Raw genomic sequence first — 20,031 nt, 5'->3', positions numbered from 1 at the left:
GCTCCGTGGGCCCGCCGCCATCCGCCATCCATGGCGGGGGGCGGCTCTCGCGGCATCCATGCCGCTCGGCCCACTCCGCGAGACCTGCGTTCAGCCTGCACCCAAGTCGCGATTGGCGGTGTCTGGGCTTTTTGCGTCTGAAGATCAAAAGCAGGTCAAAAGCAGATCGAGGGCGAATCAAAAGCTTCCCGGCTAAAGCCGGTCCTACTAACAGACCGCGCGCGCCAGTTTGATCGTTCCCACGCTCCGCGTGGGAATGCATTTCATGACGCTCCGCGTCCACTCTCCAGGTCGAGTGCGCGTCGTCTGAGGGACGCGGAGCGTCCGGGAATGCGCTACCACGCGGAGGGTGGGAACGATCAGAAACGATCAGACAATGAAAGTGCGGTACCCCGACTGTGGGACCGGCTTCAGCCGGGAAGCTTTTGATCTGCTTTAAACGCGCTTTTGATCTTCATACTCAAAGGGTTCAGACGACACCAGTCGCGACTTGGGTGCAGGCCAAACCGAGAGCAGGCACTTTGGTTACTTTTAGTGCTTTTTAAAAGTAACTCGCCGAAGGCGAAACAATCTGCCCCCAGGCAGATGCTCCACCAACTTTTCACCAGACGAAAAAAATCCGCGCTGCCTCGGGGAGAACAGCGCGGATCTTTGATCAATCACTCAATCAATGCACAAACAGTGCAATCAAAATAATGATCGGGATTGGGATGCCGAGGAACCACAAAAGTAGTGAACGCATGATGACTCTCCTTAATCAGCGAATGCTGGAAGTATTGGTATAAGCACGGGTTTCGACATACGTCACCGCATCACGGCGACGACCACCCCAGATGGCAGCAAGGCTGGCCACGAACGCACCGCACAGCAGCGACACGAATGTCCACAGCGAGGCCATTGCAGCGGCTTTCGCGGCAGCGTCGGCAGCCTGTTGAGCTTTCAGCTTGGCATCTGCCACAGCTTGCTTGGCCTGACCGTAAACCTGATCAACGCGCGCCTGGGCATCGGCCTGACTCATGTTGGTACGCTGAGCGACCAGCTGTGCCAGGTAGGTACGGTCTTCCGGAGCCAACTGACCGTCATTGGCCATTGTCTTGGTGAAGATACGGACTACAACGCCATGGGCAGCGTCATCGCTGACAGCGGCAGGGCGATCATCACGGAACAGCGAATCAATGTAGTAGCCGTACTGATCACTGCTGGTATTGCCCGCTGCAGAACCGGCTGCAGTGGCGGCAGTGCCTGCAACGCCGGCCACCGCCGTTGCACCGGCTTTCACGCCGCTGCCCACGATGCCGCTGACCGAACCGACGATCAACACGGCAGCCACCAGGGTAGCGACAGCCCACGACAGGAAGCCGTGCGCGGTGTCACGGAAGTAAACTTCGTCACCGTGCATGTTGGCCCACTTGACGCGCAAACGGCCGGCGAGATACCCGCCAAGACCGGAGGCCACGATCTGCGTGAGCGCAAGCCAGATTACCGTGGAAATACCGATGGTCTTCGCGCTCGCGCCTTCGTTGGCCCAAGGCGACATCGCCGAGAAACCGAGGCCCGATCCCAGCAGAACCAGGATTAACGACAACGCGGCGGCACCGGCGGCGCCAGCAAAGATGGCACCCCAGGACACGCCTGAGACCGAGGAGGATTCCTCTACAGCGGCAGGATAAGAATCAGGTGAGACGTTCATTGTGCTGCTCCGTGCGAATGATGTTGTACTTCTCCCCATTACGGTGCACTGCCTGTGCCAGCCATCGGTTTGCAAAAAAACCAATAAAATCAAAGGGCTGTAAAAATCAAACGCTCACAGCGTCGTGCAAAATGCAAGAGCTTCACGAACGGGCGAATGCGTTCTGCCCGGTGACGGGATTTCCATGAGTGTCAGAGGTTTGCGACAATCTCCTGCCGCGCAATCGGCCAAACCGCAACATTCCGGCACATTTCTGTCGGAATGGTGTCTTATAACGTCAGCCCCGCGGGTTGACCGCTATAGTCCGTCTACGGCTCCTGTTTCTTCGAGAGGTAACCCAGCATGTTTGTCCATCGCCCCCTGGAAGAAAAAGACATCCCTTTCATATGCGACATGCCCCAGAGCATCGACGAGCTCTTCTATATGTTTCCCAAGGCGGTATTCCCGCTGACCCCGGAGCAGCTGACCGAATCCATCGAGCAGCGCTCGGACAACACAGTCATCGAACTGGACGGCCAGGTCGTGGGATTTGCCAACTTCTCCCGTTACGATTTCCGAGGCCGTTGTTCCATGGGTAACGTCATCATCGACCCGCGCTTCCGTTCAAAAGGCGTCGGCCGCTACATGATCGGCTGCATGATGGAATTGGCGTTCGGCAAGCACGAAGCGGCAGAACTGACGGCTTCCTGCTTCAACCATAATGTCCCCGGACTGCTCTTCTACCCCAAGCTGGGTTTCAAGCCGTTCGCCATTGAAGAGCGCCTGGACAAGAGGGGCGCCCGCGTGGCCCTTATCCACCTCAAGTTGCCTCGAAGCTAAGCTGCGGCAACGTTCGATGAGGTCATTCGTCGGGTGCTTCACGGGTGCCCGACGAATGGATGAACACTAAAGTTGGCGCCTACCAGCCCATAAATCCGATTATTCCGCCAATTCAACAATGAATGCAGACCGTTCCAGTGCGGTGAATCGATTTTCCTTAAGCAATCTACTTCAGGCCCAGCTTAGTGCGGGGGTACGGCAGTCGTTTGCCTCACTTTGGGGCGCGGCGTATAACGTGAATTATCCCTGATCGCCGGATAGCGGGAGGGAGCCCGGGAAACATTTCCAGTTTCGTGGAAGTGGTGACTTAGCGTCAGGCGAGTGGCTGAAAGCATCATCCAGTCCTGCCTGTGGAGGATTGACGATGATCGCTTGTACGCTCTCTAACCTTGAACTGCGCAGCATCATAGAAAGTGCGTTTCTGCCCCTGCGCTGCAACTGCACCGTATTGGAGGATCTGATGACGGTTGAAGTCATCAATCCTGCAACAGAGCATGTCGAACTGTTCGTTTCCAATATTGCCCTGGATTCCCTCGATAACAGCCACGCCTTGTGCGTGCTGATCAGAGACCTTCAGGCCGAGCTCGAAAAGGCCAGGCATTATCCCCACGCCTTGGCGAGCTGAGTGGGGGGCTCTAGCAATAATCATCGTTCCGCCTTATGTTGGTCTGCATCGGCCGAAAGCGGCCAGGCGGGATATTGAGGATTTGCATGGCGTACGCGCAACCCGAGATCGAGGCAGTACGAGAGCAGGAACGAGCGGCGCCATCGCGCCGTCGTCGCAATGTGATGATCGGCGTCGGCTGCCTGCTGGGGATTGTGGTCGTGGGCGCCGGAACGATCATCACAATGCTGGAGCATCTGGAAACGCGGAATGCCAGCTTCCGACCGCCCATGACGCCCCTTGAGCGGGAACAGCTCCTGCCGCCGGAGCCTGTGCTGGAAGTCAAACCTCAGGTAGATGGCCTGCGCTACGGCGCCGCCATTGTACCCTCGGGTCAGCCGGTAAGCGTCGGGTCCGCCAAGTCCGAAGAAACATCCGGTCCTGCCTCGCCCCTAATTATCAATTCGGTTTTCAGCCCATCGCCTCTCAGTCCTCCAGACACGCGATCCGGCAAACCGCTGGGTATCGCTCAGGCGATCCACGTGCATACCGGCGCGCAGTAGAACTCGTTTTTCTCAACGCAGCCGGCGACGGTGTGCATTCTCCAAGAGCAGCTTTAGCTGCTCTTGGCCGTCGTCTTAAACGAAGAAAGCGACTCCTGTTCGTGGAAGACCGGCCATTTCAATTTAAATTACCGAAGACTTCCATTTTATAAATCCATGGGGCCTCTCAGTGGCGACGTGTTAATGGCGTCATATTTATTTATGCCTTATGAATCAATGGCTTGCATGGCGAAATAGTAGCAATCCCTGTTTTCTCAGAAAATTGACACTGCATGTGTTATTTGCAACTATCACTTTACGTTTTGAACTTGGGTGAACCGCGCTTAGTGCAAGCGCCCGACACTTCTCGTTCCAGGATTAATCCCTTAGACGCGCGATGAGTTGGCGGTAGCGTCCTCCGGGAAAACCGGGAACGGGCAGCGCAGATAGTCGGCACCACGGCGGGCTTGGAAAAAGCATCTGCCATCCGGTAACCAGCGTTCCAGAGCCTGCGCCGATTGATCGGCCACGTGTTGATCGTCAGACCTTCTACAGCCGCCAACGTGACGCACGTCATCGCGGTCGTCTTGCCTGCCAAGTACGGTAGTTCAGTAAAAGCTTGTTTATTTTTCAACTTGAAAGTCCAGACATTGCCTCAGCGATAGCGGTTGAACGCGCATGTAAGTGCGGCTGTTTATAAAGCAGGCAGCGATATGGTAACGACCCAGCGTGGAGTAACAGTTATGCAAGGAGATCATCTGGAAACCGTTTGCGGTTGCGTAGTGGGAGGTGCCGGACCTGCAGGAATGGGACTGCTTTTCAATGCATTGAAAAGTGGCGCCATGCCAGAGCTGGCCAAGGAAGGTTTGATCATTGTCGACGCGAGTCCCACGCCGGGCACGGGTCGTTTGGGCGATTACCGTATCACCGCCAACTCGGTGGGTGATGTGTTCCTTGATTGTCTGCGCGACCCGGCGTTGCGTGATGTCTTTGAACCCCTCGAACATTCGCCCGCGTACTGGCGCATCCGTCGTCAGGCGCAAAGTGCGCCTCAGTTGGCGGACGTCGCTGAACTGTTGGCGGAAGCCTCGAAGCTGGTGCTCGATTTTATCGTCGAGCGCTACGGCGTGAAGTTATGGAGCAGCACGACGATCACCGAGATCGTGCGCGAAGGCGACGAATATCAGGTATGGGTCGAGTCCGATGGCCGCAGTCGACGTATTCGCAGCCGTGCAGTTGTCCTCAATCTGGGTGGCTGGCAGGACCCGCAGCACCTCCTCGACAGCCTGGCGGATCAAGGCCTCGCGGTGCCGCCCTCGGCGCAGATCCAGAGCGCCGATGCACTGTTGAGAATGAATGCCGTGCAACTGCGCCACCTCTTTGCGAGGACACTGGCGGCCAAGGGCCGGGTGTGCGTCGTGGGCGGCTCCCACAGTGCGTTCTCGGTGCTGGAAAACCTGGCCGACGCGCTGGAGTTTGCCGGCCTGGAAGAGGTCACGCTGGTACACCGTTCGCCCATCCGCCTGTTTTACGAAACCGCCCAGGCTGCCCATGACGCCGGCTATGTATTCGATGCGGCCAGGGACGTTTGCCCGGTTTCGGGGCGGGTCAATCGCTCAGGCGGTTTGCGCTACCGGGCGCTGGACGTGGGGCGTGAAGCCTTGTCCAAGGGCCAGATCGGCAAGACCGGCGTGCGCGTGCAGTTGCTGCAAACCCATCAGGGCCCGGCGGATCAGTTCGAACGCGCACGTCAGGCGCTGGCCGAAGCCGACATTGTCGTGCAGTGCACGGGCTATCAGCCGTTGCTGCCGGGATTGAGTCATGCCGGTGGCGAGGCCATCACGCTGATGGAGGTCAAGGGCGGACTGGATTCCGATCCTTCGGGTTGTCCGCTCGACGCCAGCGGTCAGCGCCTGCATGGCCTGCACCTGTTCGGTCTGGGGGCAGGGCTGGGGGTCGATCCGCGACTGGGCAGCGAAGCGTCGTTTGACGGCCGCATTTACGGCGTCTGGCAGTTCCACCACGACGCCAGCGGCGTGGTGATCGATTCGGTCCTGACCCGCTTGCAGACGCCGGCAATACAGCCCGTTGCTGCGGCGCCACGGCTGGTATCCAGTCGCAGCGAAGAACGATTGCCGTTCCTCTGGCCCGCGCTGGTTAACGCGCAATCCTGACTCTTCTTGCAGTACTTGCATCCCGGCGCTGCCTTGATCAGGCAGGCCGGGATTTTTTTTGCCCGTGATTCAACCGGCACAAAATATGTTGGCCGCCATATAAGCCGTTCGCCAGAGTTCGGCGGCTCATCTATTCTGCTTGCCTGACCCTCGACGTTGCATCGAACAGGAACTGACCAATGCGTATTTTGATGGTGGGCGCGGGTGCGATCGGCGGCTATTTCGGCGGCCGGTTGCTGGATGCCGGGCGAGACGTGACATTTCTGGTGCGCGAAGGGCGCGCCCAGGAACTGGAGCGCGACGGGCTGATCGTGCGCAGCCCGCTGGGTAACATCGAATACCCTTCGCCGCCGCAGGTTATGGCGGCGATGCTCGACACGCCATTTGACCTGATCGTCCTCAGTTGCAAGGCCTACGACCTCGACAGCGCCATGGAATGCTTCGCGCCTGCGGTGGGGCCGGAGACGCTGATCCTGCCGCTGCTCAATGGGATGGCGCATCTGGATCGGCTGGCCGAGCGGTTCTCTCCTGCCAATGTGCTCGGCGGCCAATGCCTGATCTCGCTGGACCGCGATGCCTCGGGTGCCATCCTTCATTTGAACGACACTAACCAGCTCTCGTTTGGCGAACGCGACGGCGGGCTGACGCCACGCATCCATAAAGTTGCCGAGGTGCTGGGCAATGCAGGATTCGATGCGCTCCCGAGTGACCAGATTACTCAGGAAATGTGGGAGAAGTGGTGCTTCATCGCGACCGGGGCCGGTGTTACAGGATCGATGCGCGGGAGTATCGGCGACGTGGTCGCCAGTGGCGGGGAAGGGCTGATTCTGAAGCTGCTGGATGAGTGCGCCCAGGTGGCTGGTCACGCCGGGTACCCACTGCGCAGTGAAGTTCGGCAACGGTTCGAGGCGATGCTGACCGCCCCCGGGTCGAAGATGACCGCCTCGATGCTCAGGGACATCGAGCGCGGCGCGCCGATCGAAGTGCAGCATGTGTTCGGCGAAATGATTGCCCGGCGGCCAGGCGCCGACAGTTCAGCTCAAGCATCACTGTCGGCGCTCGATTACGTGTATCTGCACCTGCGCACGTATGAGGCGCGGCGGCTCACGTAGCAGGCTCACCTAGCTCACGTAAAAGGCTCAGGCAGCAGGCGTCGCTCACTTGCCCGGAGTGTGCGTCGCCAGCTCCATGATCATCCGCGTCAGCAGGTAGATGCGCGGCGACACGCTGTTGACTTCAGCATATTCCTCGGGCGTGTGAATGTTGCCGCCAACGATGCCGAACCCGTCCAGAGTCGGGACGCCGACCCCGGCAGAGAGGCTCGCATCGGCCGCGCCGCCGCTGCCTTCGATGGTCAGCTTGCGGCCGATCTCGCCGTAGATGCCTTGGGCGATGTCGACCAGCTTGTCGGTTTCCGGCGTCTGGGGCATGGGCGGCAAACCGCGATCCAGGCGGGTGGTCACTTCGGTGTCCGGGATCAGTTTGTCAGCCGACACCCGCGCCAGATCCTTCTCGATGCGGTCGAACTCTTCCGGCACGGCGGCGCGCACATCGGCCTTGGCGGTGGCCTGATCGGGGATCACGTTGGTGCGATCGCCCGCGTTGAGCACGGTGAAGTTGATCGTGGTCTTCTTCTCGGCATCACCCAGTTCGCCCAGTTGCAGAATCTGATGTGCGACTTCCATGGCCGCGTTGCGCCCCAGTTCCGGCGCCACGCCGGCGTGAGAGGCTTTGCCCTTGACCTCAACCACTGCGGTGGCGCTGCCTTTGCGCCAGATCACCAGACCGTCGGCAGGGCGTCCCGGCTCCAGGTTCAGGGTCACGTCGTGCTGTTTGGCGACCTTCTGGATCAGCGCGGTGGCGGCGGCCGAGCCGGTTTCCTCGCTGGCGTCCAGCAGGAAGGTAATCTGCGCGTAGTCCTTGAAATCAAGCTTTTTCAAAATCTTCAGCGCGTAAAGGCCGGCGACGATACCGCCCTTGTCGTCCATCACCCCTGGCCCGTAAGCACGGCCGTCCTTGATGTGGAACGGGCGGGCGGCGGCGGAACCTTCCTTGAAAACGGTGTCCATGTGCGCCATCAGCAGGATCTTTGCCTTGCCGCTGCCCTTGAGGGTGGCGACCACATGCTGGCTTTTGTCCGGCGCGGTATTTGGGATCATCTCGATGGTTGCGCCGAGCGCCTTGAGCTGGGCGACGACGATGTCACTGACTTGGGTCAGTCCCGGCTCGTAGCCGGACCCCGTATCGATATTAACCAGTTGCTCCAGCAGCTTCAGCGCTTCGTCCTTGTATTGCTCGGCATCCGCCTGAACCTGTTTATTGGGCTCGGCAAATACAGGCGCTGCCGCAGACAGGGCGATACCGAAGGCCAGCGCGCTGGCGAGAAGAGAACGGGAGAACGGTGAGGTCATGGTCGATCCTTGATGTGGCACGAAAGGGGCTGGACCGACACCGTAGCCCGTTGCACCGGATCGTGCATATCATAACGCGTTATTCGCATCGGCAAAAACGCCGAACCTTCAGGCTGGGCTACCCTCAACATTCCTACATCAGTCATCAGAGGAGAGGCATCCCATGCCGGTTAAGCACGATTTGTACGCGGACCTGAGCATCACCAAAGAAGAGCTCGCCAAGCGCAAAGGCGGCGACGCGAAGCTCAATGCCCTGGTCGATCATTACGATGAGCTGGACGCCCATATCCTCAGCGTCGAACAGGCGGGCGATGTTTCCGACGATGAACTGAAGAAACTCAAGGAAAAACGACTGCAGGCCAAAGACACTATCGCCAAACAGTTGGGAACGGCAGGCTGACCGAGCGGACGGTTTTGCCCTAAAAGCTGCAGCAGCTAAAACGGCCGATCTCTTATGGAGGTCGGCCGTTTTAAGTTGGCGATCCCAAATGCCTGACAACTTGCCACGGCATTTGGAAGTGCATCGTCCAATACGCTGAATCTGTGTGTTCGTCCGCGCTTAGTTGTCAGCGAGGCGAATTGGATGGATCCAAAGTTAAGACGAAAAAAAACGGCGTCTGGTCAGTCGCCGTCGCCGATCTGTCAGCACCGGGTGGCCACTGACAGGTATCGAATAAGCATAAGCCGGAGGGCTTATTGCGGATCCTGGTCGGGGGCAGCCTCGGCCTTGATGCGCTTGTAGATTTCTTCACGGTGTACTGAAACATCTTTCGGAGCGTTGATGCCAAGACGGACTTGGAGGCCCTGAACGCCCAGAATGGTAACGGTGATGTCGTCACCAATGTTTATGCTTTCGCCGACTTTGCGGGTGAGTATCAACATAATCTTTTCCTTGATGGCCTCATGAAGCGCCTCTACCGGGAGGCTGGCGTGAGCCTTTGGGTGATGGTAATTGCCGATTGCATCCAAATGCGTTCATCAGTATGACGCCATTGGTACGATTTTAATTCCCCAGGTTCATCGTCTTGTCACAGTTAGCGTCGCTCCCGGGGTCGAACGGCATGCGAATTTTGCCTGATACTGGCGGTAAACTCCCGTGCAAATCGGCTATCGCATTGATAGCCGGATTCCGGGCGGCGCCTATTCCACACCCCTTTGGTCGTTATTGCAAAGAACTCATGGCGGGCGTCGATGAAATTTTCATTAGATTGCCCCGTACGAGTTCTCTGAAAGGAGTGTAGGAGACTTCTGAAACCAGTACCGGCAAAACGCCGTAACTTTAATCGAATTGATGACGGGATGTGTGAACGGTTTTGTATCAGGCCGCATTCAAAGGAGGGCAGGCGTGAGGTTAATTGCCTGTGCTTTTTTTGCTGGAAGGCTTCAAGGGCGCCAGAAACAAGATGCCCACCGCGAGGGTGGGCATGGGTGAAGCAGGGTAATCGCCGCGTCAATATGCCGCGATCAGTGCATCAGACAACCAGCGACAACAGCATGATCAGGATGATGCCTACCACCGACAGGATGGTTTCCATCACGGTCCAGGTTTTCAGCGTCTCTGCCACGGTCATGTTGAAGTACTGCTTGACCAGCCAGAAACCCGCATCGTTGACGTGGGACAGAATCAACGAACCGGCCCCGGTCGCCAGGACCAGCAACTCACGGTTCACGCCCGGGATCATGCCGACCACCGGCGCAACAATACCGGCACCGGTGATGGTGGCGACGGTCGCGGAACCGGTGGCGATACGGATCACCGCAGCGACCAGCCACGCCAGCAGAATCGGCGAGATCTGTGCCTGCACGGCCATGTGGCCGATCAGGTTACCGACGCCACTGTCCACCAACATTTGCTTGAAGCCACCACCGGCACCCACGATCAGTACGATCGCGGCCACTGGCGCCAGGCTCTGGTCAAGCAGCTTGATGATGTGGTCGCGGCTGAAGCCACGGGCCGAACCGAAGGTGTAGAACGCCAGCAGCAGGGCGAACAGCAGGGCAGCGATCGGGTGACCGATGAAGTCCATCCAGATGCGGAAGATGTGACCGGCTGGCAGCGCGACGTCGGCGAACGTCTTGAGCAGCATCAGGAACACCGGCAGCAGGATCGTCACCAGCGTGATGGCAAAGCTTGGCAGGTTGTCGTTGGTCGACTCCTTGGCAATCTGGTCCATCAGCTCTTTAGACGGGTTGCCCGGAATGTGCTTGGCAATCCATTTCCCGTAGATCGGGCCGGCGATGATGGCGGTCGGGAACGCAACGATCAGACCGTAGAAAATGGTCTTGCCGATGTCTGCGTTGAAGATGCCGATGGCCAGCAACGGACCCGGGTGCGGAGGCACCAGACCGTGTACGGCCGACAGACCTGCCAGCAACGGGATACCGATCTTGACGATGGACACGCCGCTGCGACGGGCAACGATGAACACCAGCGGAATCAGCAGCACGAAGCCGATTTCGAAGAACAGCGGGATGCCCACCAGAAACGCCGAAAACATCATGGCCCAGTGCACGCGGTCCTTGCCGAAGCGACGGATCAAGGTCTGAGCGATCTGGTCAGCACCGCCGGAATCGGCCATCAGCTTGCCGAGCATGGTGCCCAGGCCGAGGATGATACCGACGAAGCCCAGCACGCCGCCGAAACCGTCCTGGAACGATTTCATCACTTTGTCGACCGGCATCCCGGAGGTCAGCCCGAGAAAACCGGCAGCGATGGTCAATGCAATAAAGGGGTGGACTTTGAACTTGGTGATCAGAAGCACAAGGCCAATGATGGTCACCAACGCATCGACCAGCAGATACGTGTCTTGAGTCATACCGAACATGGGGGTGTCTCTCCGTTGTATTTTGTTTTTTTGGAGCTACTGCTTAACGCTGTTGCTCTCTGCCCTGTGGAGCGAGGGCAGCGTCATCGGAGACAGCGCTACCTTTGCCGCTCACGCCTGATCGAGGATCAAGAGCCGGTGCGCGCGGTGACAGATGGGGTTTGCGATGGGGACCCGGACTCGCGCCACCATTGGGCCGCTTCCTTACCGATGGTCTCGATCGATTTGGTCGCGTCCACCACCAGTGTGCGGTCCTCGTTGTACGGAGGCTCGAGGGTCGCGAACTGGCTGTCTACCAGGCTGGCAGGCATGAAGTGCCCCGGGCGATGGGAGCAGCGTTCGCTGGCGAGTTCTTTGGTCAGCTCCAGAAATACGAAACCCAGCTCCGGCACCGCTGCACGCAGGCGTTCGCGGTAGATGAGTTTGAGGGAGGAGCAGGTCAGAACGGGCTTTTCGCCGTTCTTTACAGCGGCGGCAACTTCTTCGCCGAGGCGGGTCAGCCAGCCGGCACGATCGTTGTCGTCAAGGGGATGGCCCGCGCTCATCTTGTCGATGTTGGCTTGAGGATGGAACGCATCACCCTCGATCAGGCGGCCGCCGCTGTTTTCAGCGATGGCCTCGCCGACGGCACTCTTGCCGCAGCCGGAAACACCCATTACCACGATGGCGGAAATAGCATGTGGAGCAGTAGTCATAAAAACCTCGTCCCGGAGACAGCGCTGTCTTCGCCGAATGGTGTGCAAGTCCGGCGAGACTGTTTCCAGGTGTAGTCATTGTTATGGGTATCTCGCTGATCCATGAGATGCATCAATCCAGTCGTTTAGACGATCGAAAAGTTGCGGGCCTCCGTGAGATAGCGCTACCTTAGAGCCCATCCCACACAATCGCAACCCCCGCAGCTTTCTTCCAATCAGTTGGCAACGCATGACACGTATTGGTTCCCGCTCCACCGGTCGTCCCACCCTCAATGAAGTCGCCAAGCTGGCCGCCGTCTCGCCGATTACCGCATCCCGGGCCCTGCGTGGCGTGGCCACCGTGGCACCGGAACTGGTGGAAAAAGTGCGCGCTGCTGCGCTGAGTCTAGGCTATGTCACCAATCCTGCCGCCCGGGCGCTGGCGTCTTCGCACAGTCAGTCGGTGGTGGTGCTGGTACCGTCGCTTTCCAACCAGTTGTTCATCGAAACCCTCGAGGCCATTCAGACGGTGCTGCGGCCGCGCGGGCTGGACGTGGTGATCGGCAATTATCACTACTCGCCTATAGAAGAAGAGAACCTGCTGCGCAGTCATCTGTCCCAGCGGCCTCGCGGCATCTTGCTGACCGGCTTTGATCGCAGCGTGGCGGCGCAGCAATTGCTGGCGTCCAGCGGCGTCCCCTGCGTGCACATGATGGAGCTGGACCCGACCCGCGCCGAGCCCTGCGTGGGGTTTTCCCAGCAACAGGCCGGTGCCGAGGCTGCGCGGCATCTGTTGAGCCGCGGCCGGCGGCGACTGGCGTATGTGTCGGCGCAACTGGATCCACGGGTGATTCAACGCGGTGTTGGCTTTCGCGGCGCGCTGGAGCAGGAAGGGCTGTATGACGAGGCGTTGCAGATGGCGTCGCCGCTGCCGTCGTCCATCGGTCTGGGCAGTGAGTTGTTCGCCCGATTGATGGAAGCGCATCCGGACGTCGACGGGGTGTTCTTCTGCAATGACGACCTGGCCCAGGGCGCATCGCTGGAAGCCCTGCGGCGGGGTATTCGCATTCCGCAACAGGTGTCGCTGATCGGCTTCAACGACCTGCCGGGCTCGGCGCACATGGTCCCGCGCCTGACTTCCATCCGCACCCCGCGCGAACAGGTCGGCCAGCGTGCCGCGCAGTTACTGCTCGGCTTGCTGGACGGCACGGTTCACGAAGCGCAGGTGGATCTGGGGTTTGAACTGGTGGTGCGGGAGAGCACGTAGCTCGCTCGCACCCTTGGATCAATGCTCCTTCTTGAACGCCAGGCGGAACTCGTGCAACAGCGGTTCGGTGTAGCCGCTCGGCTGCTCGCGACCTTTGAACACCAGCGCGCTGGCGGCCTGGAAGGCCACTGACTTCTCGAAATTGCCGGCCATTGGCGTATAAGCCGAGTCCCCGGCGTTTTGCCGGTCGACCACCTTCGCCATTCGTTTCAATGCGTCTTTCACATAGTCCTCGGTGACCACGCCGTGGCGCAGCCAGTTGGCGATGTGCTGGCTGGAAATGCGCAGCGTCGCGCGGTCCTCCATCAGGCCGACGTTGTGAATGTCCGGCACCTTGGAGCAGCCAACGCCTTGCTCCACCCAGCGCACCACATAACCCAGCAGACCCTGGGCGTTGTTTTCCACTTCTTCGCGGATCTGATCCTCGTTCCACTCGGCTTTTTCGACGACGGGGATGGTCAGCAGGTCCAGCAGAATGTCTTCGCTGATGCTGTCCAGATCGACCCGTTCCAGCTCCTGCTGCACCGCCTTCACGTCCACTTTGTGGTAGTGCAGGGCGTGCAGGGTGGCCGCCGTTGGCGAGGGCACCCACGCCGTGGTGGCGCCGGATTTCGGGTGCGCGATCTTCTGCTCGAGCATGTCGGCCATCAGGTCCGGCATCGCCCACATGCCCTTACCGATCTGCGCACGGCCGCGCAGCCCGCAGGCCAGGCCGACCAGCACGTTGTTGCGCTCGTACGCCTTGATCCACGGCGTGGCTTTCATGTCGCCCTTGCGCAGCATCGGCCCGGCCTCCATCGAACTGTGCATCTCGTCGCCAGTGCGGTCGAGGAAGCCGGTATTGATGAACGCGACCCGGGATGACGCAGCTTCGATGCACGCCTTGAGGTTGACGCTGGTGCGCCGCTCCTCGTCCATGATCCCCATCTTCAGGGTGTTGCGCGGAATTTTCAGCGCGTCTTCGATGCGGCTGAACAGCGTGTTGGCGAACGCGACCTCTTCGGGGCCGTGCATCTTCGGTTTGACGATGTAGACGCTGCCGGCGCGGGAGTTGGTGCGGTTGTGCAGGTCGTGCAGGGCAATCAGGCTAGTGATGACGCCGTCGAGTATGCCTTCGGGGATTTCCTTGTTGCCGTCGTAGAGGATCGCCGGGTTGGTCATCAGGTGGCCAACGTTACGGATGAACAGCAGCGAGCGCCCGTGCAGGGTAATCGCGCTGCCGTCGGCGGCGGTGTATTGGCGGTCGGCGTTCAGGCGACGGGTGATGGTCTTGCCGTTCTTGACCAACGCTTCGGTCAGGTCGCCTTTCATCAGGCCCAGCCAGTTGCGGTAGATCACCAGCTTGTCGTCGGCATCGACGGCGGCGACTGAGTCTTCGCAGTCGATGATGGTCGACAGGGCGGCTTCCAGCAGCAGGTCCTTGATACCGGCCGGATCAGTGGCGCCGATCGGGCTGGCGGGGTCGATCTGGATTTCGATGTGCAGGCCGTTGTTCTTCAACAGGATTGCATTCGGCTGGCGCGGCTCGCCCTGATAGCCCACATATTTCTCGGGCTGGGCCAGGCGCGACGGGCTGCCGTCGGCGAGGGTGACCAGCAACTCGCCGCTGTCCACCGCGTAGGCCTTGGCGCCGACGTGGGAACCGGTCGCCAGTGGCGCAGCTTCATCCAGCAGGGCGCGGGCGAAGGCGATGACTTTCTCGCCCCGCAACGGGTTATAGCCCGCCTTGATTTCGGCGCCATTGGCGGAGGAAATCGCATCGGTGCCATACAGCGCGTCGTACAGCGAACCCCAGCGTGCATTGGCCGCGTTCAGGGCGTAACGGGCGTTGGCGGCGGGCACCACCAGTTGCGGGCCGGCCTGCTCGCTGACTTCGATATCGACTTTGTTGGTGGAGACCTTGACCTCCGCCGGCACCTGCTTGAGATAGCCGATGCTGTCCAGAAACGCGATGTACGCCGGCATGTCGGTGACCGGGCCGGGATTGGACTTGTGCCACTTGTCCAGCTGCGCCTGTAGGCGGTCGCGCTCTTTCAGCAGTTCGCGATTGACCGGGGCGAGGTCGTGGACCAGCGAATCGAAATCGGCCCAGAACAGTTCCGGGGTCAGGCCTGTGCCGGGAATCACTTCCTCGTCGACGAAGCGCTTGAGGTTGGCCGCCACTTTAAGGTTGTGGCAATTGACGAATTCGGTCATCTGGGGTCTCCATCATGAATTGGGTCTGCAGCGTTGCTGCAGGCGATCGCTGGGGGCGTTACTGCGCGCTCACCACTGCAACACCGGCCTTGGCCACTTGCGCATCCTGATCAGCCTTCACCCCGGACACACCCACCGCGCCGATGGTCTCGCCGTCGATGATGATCGGTACGCCGCCTTCCAGCGAGGTCAGCAGCGGGGCGGTGACGAATGCGGTGCGGCCGCCGTTGACCATTTCCTCATAGCCCTTGGATTCGCGACGACCCAGCGCCGAGGTGCGGGCTTTTTCGATGGCGATGTAGCCACCGATGGGCGCGCAGCCGTCGAGACGCTCGAAGCCCAGCAGGTGACCGCCGTCATCCGTCACGGCAATGGACACTGCCCAGCCATTGTTCTGCGCCTCGGTGCGTGCCGCAGCGAGGATCTGGGTGACGTCGGTCTGGGTCAGTACGGATTTGGTTTTCATGCAGTTCTCCTGAAGGGCAAAGGGTGTCATGAGTGTCGGTCTGAAACGGAGCCAGGGCGCCTGCAATCAACTTGGAGGCAAGGCGTCCTCGATGAGTTCGATCCAGTGCTTGACCGGTGTGCGGTTGGCGCTGGCCAGATGGGTCTGACAACCAATGTTGGCCGTCGCGATCACGTCCGGGTTGCCGCTTTCCAGCGCGTTCATCTTGTTGTCGCGCAGCTGTTTCGCCAGCACTGGCTGGGTGATCGAGTAGGTGCCGGCCGACCCGCAGCATAAGTGACTGTCGGGCACGGGTGTCAGATTGAAGCCCAGTCGGGTCAACACCGACTCCACAGCGCCGCCGAGTTTCTGCGCGTGCTGCAGCGTACACGGGCAATGGAAGGCCAGGGTCTGCCGCGTGCACCCGCCGAGCTGTTCAAGGGGTTCCGCGCGCAGCACTTCGACCAGATCCATGGTGCGTTCGCTGATCGCCGCCGCCTTTTGTGCGTAGGCCGGGTCGTTGCGCAGCAGGTGACCGTAATCCTTGACGAAGGCACCGCAGCCGCTGGCGGTCTGCACGATGGCCTCGGCACCGGCCTGAATGCTCGGCCACCACGCATCAATGTTGCGCCGCGCCCGCTGCAGGCCTTGTTCCTGGGCATTCAAATGGTAATCCACGGCCCCGCAGCAACCGGCCTGGGCGATGGATGTGACGCTGATGCCCAGTCGATCCAGTACTCGGGCCGTGGCCGCATTGGTGTTGGGCGACAAACCGGGTTGCACGCAGCCCTCGAGGATGAGCATCTGCCGCGCGTGCTGCCGGGTAGGCCGAGTCTTGGCCGGGCGGATGTTGCCGGGCAGCTTGGTTTTCAGTGCGCCAGGCAACAGTGGCCTGAAGGCGTTGCCCAGCTGGGTCAGGGATTTGAACAGACCGGCGTTTGGCACCACGGCGCGAAGGCTGTCGCGCAGCACCCGTTGGCCGAGCGGGCGCGGCACGGCGGCGTCGACCACCTCGCGGCCGATGTCCAGCAGGTTGTGGTAGTCGACGCCGGAAGGGCAGGTGGTTTCACAGTTGCGGCAGGACAGGCAGCGGTCCAGGTGCAGCTGGGTTTTCTCAGTGACTTCCTTGCCTTCCAGCACTTGCTTGATCAGGTAAATGCGCCCGCGCGGGCCGTCCAGCTCGTCGCCGAGCAACTGATAGGTCGGGCAAGTGGCGTTGCAGAAACCGCAGTGCACGCAGCTGCGCAGAATGCTTTCCGCTTCTTCGCCACGGGGCAGGCTCTTGGCGTGTTCGCTCAGGGTCGTCTGCATGGTTCAGATCTCCGCGTACATTCGGCCCGGATTGAACATTCCGTGCGGATCGAGTTGCGCCTTGAGCTGGCGGTGGTAGCGCAGCAATGGCGTGGCCAACGGCTGAAACGGGCTGTCGTCGAGGCCATGGCTGTAACAGGTGGCGTGACCACCTGCAGCGCTGGCGATGCGGCGAATCTCGCTGCCACTGGCGTCGGATTTCAGCCAGCGTTGCGCGCCGGCCCAGTCGATCAATTGATCCCCCGGCAGGTCCAGCGCCGCCGTGCTGATGGGCAATGACAGGCGCCACAGGGGACGGCCATCGGTGAAGAAATCCAGGCGGTGTTCGTTCAGCGCGCCCCAGTAAGCCGGGTCGATGGATTCGCCGCCGAGGCGGTCATGGGCCGCCGCGACCGAGCCTTCGCCGCCTTCAAGACGCAAGCGCAGCACGCGACCGTCGTGGCTGGCGGCGCTGATCGGCAGCGGTTCCTGACCCCACTGCGCCAAGCGGGCGAGGGCGGTGGCGCTGTCCATCTCCAGCGCAATGCTGGTGCACAGTCGCGGCTTGGGCAGGACTTTCAACGAGACTTCGGTGATCAGGCCCAGGCAACCAAAACTGCCCGCCATCAGGCGCGACAGGTCGTAACCGGCGACGTTTTTCATCACTTCGCCGCCGAAGCGCAAATGCTTGCCCAGGCCGGTGATCACCCGCGTGCCCAGGACGAAATCCCGCACCGAGCCTGACCACGGCCTGCGCGGCCCGGACAAGCCGGCCGCGACCATCCCGCCGACGGTTCCATCGCCTGCGCCGCTGTCGCCTGCATCGCCATGGCTGTAGCTCGGCGGTTCGCAGGGCAGCATCTGCCCGGCTTCCTCCAGCGCGGCATTCAGCACCGACAACGGCGTGCCGGCGCGGGCGGTGATCACCAGTTCGGTCGGGTCGTAGGTGACGATGCCACTGTGGATGCGTGTATCCAGCACTTCCCCGGCCACCTCCCGACCGAGGAATGCCTTGCTGTTGGCACCCCGGATGCGCAGCGGCTGGGCGGATTGAATCGCTTGGTTGACCTGTTCCAGCAGCGCGTCACTGGCATCACGGTCCTGGGCCACGAAGGCGGGCTGACGTTGGGCATCCATCAGAAACGCTCCAGTTCAGGGAAGGGCAGCTTGCCCATGTGCACGTGCATCGCGCCGAATTCGGCGCAGCGGTGCAGGGTCGGGATGTTCTTGCCGGGGTTGAGGGTGCCGGCCGGATCGAACGCGGCTTTTACGGCGTGAAAAAACGTCAGCTCGTCACTGTTGAACTGCGCACACATCTGATTGATCTTCTCGCGGCCCACGCCGTGCTCGCCAGTGATGCTGCCGCCGACTTTCACGCACAGCTCCAGAATCTTTCCGCCCAATGCTTCGGCGCGATCCAGTTCACCGGGTTGATTGGCATCGAAGAGGATCAGCGGGTGCATGTTGCCGTCGCCGGCGTGGAAAACGTTGGCGACGCGCAGGCCGTATTCTTCCGACAGCGCGGTAATGCCCTTCAGTACGCCGGGCAATTCCCGACGCGGGATGGTGCCGTCCATGCAGTAGTAATCCGGCGACAGCCGACCGACCGCCGGGAAGGCGTTCTTTCGCCCGGCCCAGAAGCGCACACGTTCGGCTTCGTCTTTTGCCTGACGAATCTCGGTGGCGCCGGCGTTTTCCAGCACGGCGCGGACCCGGTCGCAATCGGCGTGAACGTCAGCTTCTACGCCGTCCAGTTCGCACAGCAGGATGGCTTCGGCGTCGACCGGGTAGCCGGCGTGAATGAAGTCTTCGGCGGCGCGAATGGCCAGGTTGTCCATCATTTCCAGGCCGCCGGGGATGATGCCCTCGGCAATGATGTCACCGACCGCGCGACCGGCTTTTTCCACCGAGTCGAAAGCGGCCAGCAATACCCTTGCCACCTGGGGTTTGGGCAATAGTTTGACCGTGACTTCGGTGATCACGCCGAGCATGCCTTCCGAGCCGGTGAACAGTGCGAGGAGGTCGAAACCCGGTGAATCCAGCGCGTCGGAGCCCAGCACCATGTGCTCGCCCTCGACCGTGAGGATGTCGACCCTGAGCAGGTTGTGCACGGTCAGGCCGTATTTCAGGCAGTGCACGCCGCCGGCGTTTTCCGCGACGTTGCCGCCGATGGAGCAGGCAATTTGCGAGGACGGGTCAGGCGCGTAATAAAGGTCATAGGGCGCGGCGGCCTGGGAGATAGCCAGATTGCGCACGCCGGGCTGCACCCTGGCATAGCGCCCGGCGGGGTCGATGTGGAGGATTTTGTTGAAGCGCGCCATCACCAGCAACACGCCTTTTTCCAGGGGCAGTGCGCCGCCTGACAGTCCGGTCCCGGCACCGCGCGCCACTACCGGCACACCGCGCTCATGGCAGACCTTCAGCAGCGTCTGCACCTGCTCGATGCGTTGGGGCAGCACCACCAGCATCGGCGTCGTGCGATAGGCGGAGAGGCCGTCGCATTCGTAGGGGCGCAGTTCTTCCTCGCGGTGGAGGATGTCCAGATCAGGCAGGCGGGATTGCAGCGCGTCGAGAAGCTGTTGTTTGTCGATGACCGGCAGAACGCCGTCGACCCGTTCGTCGTACAGGATATTCATGGTGGGTTCGCAACCCTGTTTTGTTTTTATTGGAGGCCCGTTCCGTGGCGGAACGTAAATAGCTGGCTTGCATCATTGGCTCAGCGGGGCTTAGTGTCTACTGGGCGGAGCAGTGGTCGAACCAGTTTCGCGCGGAATGATCCGAGATAGATCCTTAAATACCTCATCTTATCAATGGTTTAGCGAGGGTCGAGTTGTTCACTGATTTCGTATCGGCAGGAGGTCCTACCAGTGATGAACGGATCCCGCTGTCATGGACGTCGCGGATTTCGTGTAGGAGCGCGCTTGACCGCGATAGCGATTTGTCAGGCAAAGATGAGCTGGATGTGCCGACGCTTTCGCGGGCAAGCGCGCTCCTACACTGGTTTTGCGGTGAGTGATGAATCCAGGTCCGCCGCAGAACCTGCTGTTCGGTTCGCCCTCGGCAAGCCGGTCGTGTCCACCCCTGAGGAAACTGA

At 60.7% G+C, this 20,031-nt stretch carries 17 protein-coding genes; 7 read left to right on the top strand and 10 right to left on the bottom strand.

Going from position 1 to position 20,031, the window contains the following annotated elements:
• Nucleotides 1-757 precede the first annotated feature (757 nt).
• On the bottom strand, nt 758-1,690 hold the full coding sequence (locus ACYAR8_RS19320; RefSeq protein WP_074892966.1) for a hypothetical protein: 933 nt from the start codon (nt 1,688-1,690) through the stop codon (nt 758-760).
• A gap of 342 nt (nt 1,691-2,032) precedes the next feature.
• On the opposite strand from ACYAR8_RS19320, the gene ACYAR8_RS19315 reads away from it, so the two are divergent.
• From ACYAR8_RS19315 to ACYAR8_RS19295, 5 genes are all read left to right on the top strand, one after another.
• On the top strand, nt 2,033-2,509 hold the full coding sequence (locus ACYAR8_RS19315; protein ID WP_074892964.1) for a GNAT family N-acetyltransferase: 477 nt from the start codon (nt 2,033-2,035) through the stop codon (nt 2,507-2,509).
• A 364-nt stretch (nt 2,510-2,873) separates the two neighbouring features.
• Nucleotides 2,874-3,134 carry a DUF1652 domain-containing protein gene (locus ACYAR8_RS19310; RefSeq protein ID WP_108119966.1) on the top strand — a complete coding sequence of 87 codons (261 nt, stop codon included), beginning with the start codon at nt 2,874-2,876 and terminating at the stop codon, nt 3,132-3,134.
• 86 nt (nt 3,135-3,220) lie between these two features.
• Nucleotides 3,221-3,676 carry a hypothetical protein gene (locus ACYAR8_RS19305; RefSeq protein ID WP_108119967.1) on the top strand — a complete coding sequence of 152 codons (456 nt, stop codon included), beginning with the start codon at nt 3,221-3,223 and terminating at the stop codon, nt 3,674-3,676.
• 785 nt (nt 3,677-4,461) lie between these two features.
• Nucleotides 4,462-5,829 (top strand): pyridine nucleotide-disulfide oxidoreductase, encoded by a 1,368-nt coding sequence (locus ACYAR8_RS19300; protein ID WP_463580774.1) that lies wholly within the window; start codon nt 4,462-4,464, stop codon nt 5,827-5,829.
• 179 nt (nt 5,830-6,008) lie between these two features.
• A complete protein-coding gene (locus ACYAR8_RS19295; RefSeq protein ID WP_463580773.1) occupies nt 6,009-6,941 on the top strand; it encodes a ketopantoate reductase family protein in 933 nt (310 codons plus the stop codon).
• A 45-nt stretch (nt 6,942-6,986) separates the two neighbouring features.
• Here the strand turns inward: ACYAR8_RS19295 and ACYAR8_RS19290 are convergent, their stop codons facing one another.
• A complete protein-coding gene (locus ACYAR8_RS19290) occupies nt 6,987-8,240 on the bottom strand; it encodes a M20/M25/M40 family metallo-hydrolase (protein ID WP_463580772.1) in 1,254 nt (417 codons plus the stop codon).
• Nucleotides 8,241-8,403: 163 nt separating this feature from the next.
• Here ACYAR8_RS19290 and ACYAR8_RS19285 point away from each other — a divergent pair, with 163 nt between their 5' ends.
• A complete protein-coding gene (locus ACYAR8_RS19285) occupies nt 8,404-8,640 on the top strand; it encodes a DUF465 domain-containing protein (RefSeq protein ID WP_074892951.1) in 237 nt (78 codons plus the stop codon).
• Between the two features lie 293 nt (nt 8,641-8,933).
• Here the strand turns inward: ACYAR8_RS19285 and csrA are convergent, their stop codons facing one another.
• The 3 genes from csrA to ACYAR8_RS19270 all read right to left on the bottom strand — a co-directional run bounded on the left by csrA (nt 8,934) and on the right by ACYAR8_RS19270 (nt 11,721).
• On the bottom strand, nt 8,934-9,122 hold the full coding sequence (gene csrA, locus ACYAR8_RS19280; protein WP_065989520.1) for a carbon storage regulator CsrA: 189 nt from the start codon (nt 9,120-9,122) through the stop codon (nt 8,934-8,936).
• Nucleotides 9,123-9,712: 590 nt separating this feature from the next.
• The gene (locus ACYAR8_RS19275; RefSeq protein WP_108119978.1) at nt 9,713-11,065 is read right to left on the bottom strand and encodes a GntP family permease; all 1,353 of its coding nucleotides are present in this window, start codon (nt 11,063-11,065) and stop codon (nt 9,713-9,715) included.
• A gap of 128 nt (nt 11,066-11,193) precedes the next feature.
• Nucleotides 11,194-11,721, bottom strand: a complete 528-nt coding sequence (locus ACYAR8_RS19270) for a gluconokinase (RefSeq protein WP_178086327.1) — start codon at nt 11,719-11,721, stop codon at nt 11,194-11,196.
• Between the two features lie 268 nt (nt 11,722-11,989).
• Here ACYAR8_RS19270 and gntR point away from each other — a divergent pair, with 268 nt between their 5' ends.
• On the top strand, nt 11,990-13,006 hold the full coding sequence (gene gntR / locus ACYAR8_RS19265) for an HTH-type transcriptional regulator GntR (protein WP_463580771.1): 1,017 nt from the start codon (nt 11,990-11,992) through the stop codon (nt 13,004-13,006).
• An 18-nt stretch (nt 13,007-13,024) separates the two neighbouring features.
• Here gntR and ACYAR8_RS19260 read toward each other — a convergent pair whose 3' ends face one another.
• The 5 genes from ACYAR8_RS19260 to glcD all read right to left on the bottom strand — a co-directional run bounded on the left by ACYAR8_RS19260 (nt 13,025) and on the right by glcD (nt 19,573).
• Nucleotides 13,025-15,202: a malate synthase G gene (locus ACYAR8_RS19260; protein WP_463580770.1), complete on the bottom strand. Its 2,178-nt coding sequence runs from the start codon at nt 15,200-15,202 to the stop codon at nt 13,025-13,027.
• A gap of 58 nt (nt 15,203-15,260) precedes the next feature.
• Nucleotides 15,261-15,668 (bottom strand): heme-binding protein, encoded by a 408-nt coding sequence (locus ACYAR8_RS19255; protein WP_074892943.1) that lies wholly within the window; start codon nt 15,666-15,668, stop codon nt 15,261-15,263.
• A gap of 66 nt (nt 15,669-15,734) precedes the next feature.
• Complete coding sequence (glcF, locus tag ACYAR8_RS19250; RefSeq protein WP_463580769.1) at nt 15,735-16,958, bottom strand: glycolate oxidase subunit GlcF; 1,224 nt, start codon at nt 16,956-16,958, stop codon at nt 15,735-15,737.
• Nucleotides 16,959-16,961: 3 nt separating this feature from the next.
• Nucleotides 16,962-18,074 carry a glycolate oxidase subunit GlcE gene (gene glcE / locus ACYAR8_RS19245; protein ID WP_463580768.1) on the bottom strand — a complete coding sequence of 371 codons (1,113 nt, stop codon included), beginning with the start codon at nt 18,072-18,074 and terminating at the stop codon, nt 16,962-16,964.
• Nucleotides 18,074-19,573, bottom strand: coding sequence for a glycolate oxidase subunit GlcD (gene glcD, locus ACYAR8_RS19240; RefSeq protein ID WP_463580767.1), 1,500 nt, complete (start codon nt 19,571-19,573; stop codon nt 18,074-18,076). Before glcD ends, glcE begins: the two co-directional genes overlap by 1 nt.
• Nucleotides 19,574-20,031 lie beyond the last annotated feature (458 nt).

Source organism: Pseudomonas sp. HP_01, assembly GCF_055284355.1.
Note: the sequence above shows the minus strand (reverse complement) of the source record. Positions and strands in the feature narration are given on the sequence as shown.

Bases quoted from the DNA above. Each gene is read 5' to 3' on its own strand.
- ACYAR8_RS19270 (WP_178086327.1), bottom strand. From the start codon at position 11,721: ATGGGTGTTTCCGGCTGCGGCAAGAGTGCCGTCGGCGAGGCCATCGCT.
- glcD (WP_463580767.1), bottom strand. From the start codon at position 19,573: ATGAATATCCTGTACGACGAACGGGTCGACGGCGTTCTGCCGGTCATC.
- ACYAR8_RS19255 (WP_074892943.1), bottom strand. From the start codon at position 15,668: ATGAAAACCAAATCCGTACTGACCCAGACCGACGTCACCCAGATCCTC.
- glcF (WP_463580769.1), bottom strand. From the start codon at position 16,958: ATGCAGACGACCCTGAGCGAACACGCCAAGAGCCTGCCCCGTGGCGAA.
- ACYAR8_RS19305 (WP_108119967.1), top strand. From the start codon at position 3,221: ATGGCGTACGCGCAACCCGAGATCGAGGCAGTACGAGAGCAGGAACGA.
- ACYAR8_RS19275 (WP_108119978.1), bottom strand. From the start codon at position 11,065: ATGTTCGGTATGACTCAAGACACGTATCTGCTGGTCGATGCGTTGGTG.
- ACYAR8_RS19300 (WP_463580774.1), top strand. From the start codon at position 4,462: ATGGGACTGCTTTTCAATGCATTGAAAAGTGGCGCCATGCCAGAGCTG.
- ACYAR8_RS19290 (WP_463580772.1), bottom strand. From the start codon at position 8,240: ATGACCTCACCGTTCTCCCGTTCTCTTCTCGCCAGCGCGCTGGCCTTC.
- ACYAR8_RS19260 (WP_463580770.1), bottom strand. From the start codon at position 15,202: ATGACCGAATTCGTCAATTGCCACAACCTTAAAGTGGCGGCCAACCTC.
- glcE (WP_463580768.1), bottom strand. From the start codon at position 18,074: ATGGATGCCCAACGTCAGCCCGCCTTCGTGGCCCAGGACCGTGATGCC.
- ACYAR8_RS19320 (WP_074892966.1), bottom strand. From the start codon at position 1,690: ATGAACGTCTCACCTGATTCTTATCCTGCCGCTGTAGAGGAATCCTCC.
- gntR (WP_463580771.1), top strand. From the start codon at position 11,990: ATGACACGTATTGGTTCCCGCTCCACCGGTCGTCCCACCCTCAATGAA.
- csrA (WP_065989520.1), bottom strand. From the start codon at position 9,122: ATGTTGATACTCACCCGCAAAGTCGGCGAAAGCATAAACATTGGTGAC.
- ACYAR8_RS19285 (WP_074892951.1), top strand. From the start codon at position 8,404: ATGCCGGTTAAGCACGATTTGTACGCGGACCTGAGCATCACCAAAGAA.
- ACYAR8_RS19295 (WP_463580773.1), top strand. From the start codon at position 6,009: ATGCGTATTTTGATGGTGGGCGCGGGTGCGATCGGCGGCTATTTCGGC.
- ACYAR8_RS19310 (WP_108119966.1), top strand. From the start codon at position 2,874: ATGATCGCTTGTACGCTCTCTAACCTTGAACTGCGCAGCATCATAGAA.
- ACYAR8_RS19315 (WP_074892964.1), top strand. From the start codon at position 2,033: ATGTTTGTCCATCGCCCCCTGGAAGAAAAAGACATCCCTTTCATATGC.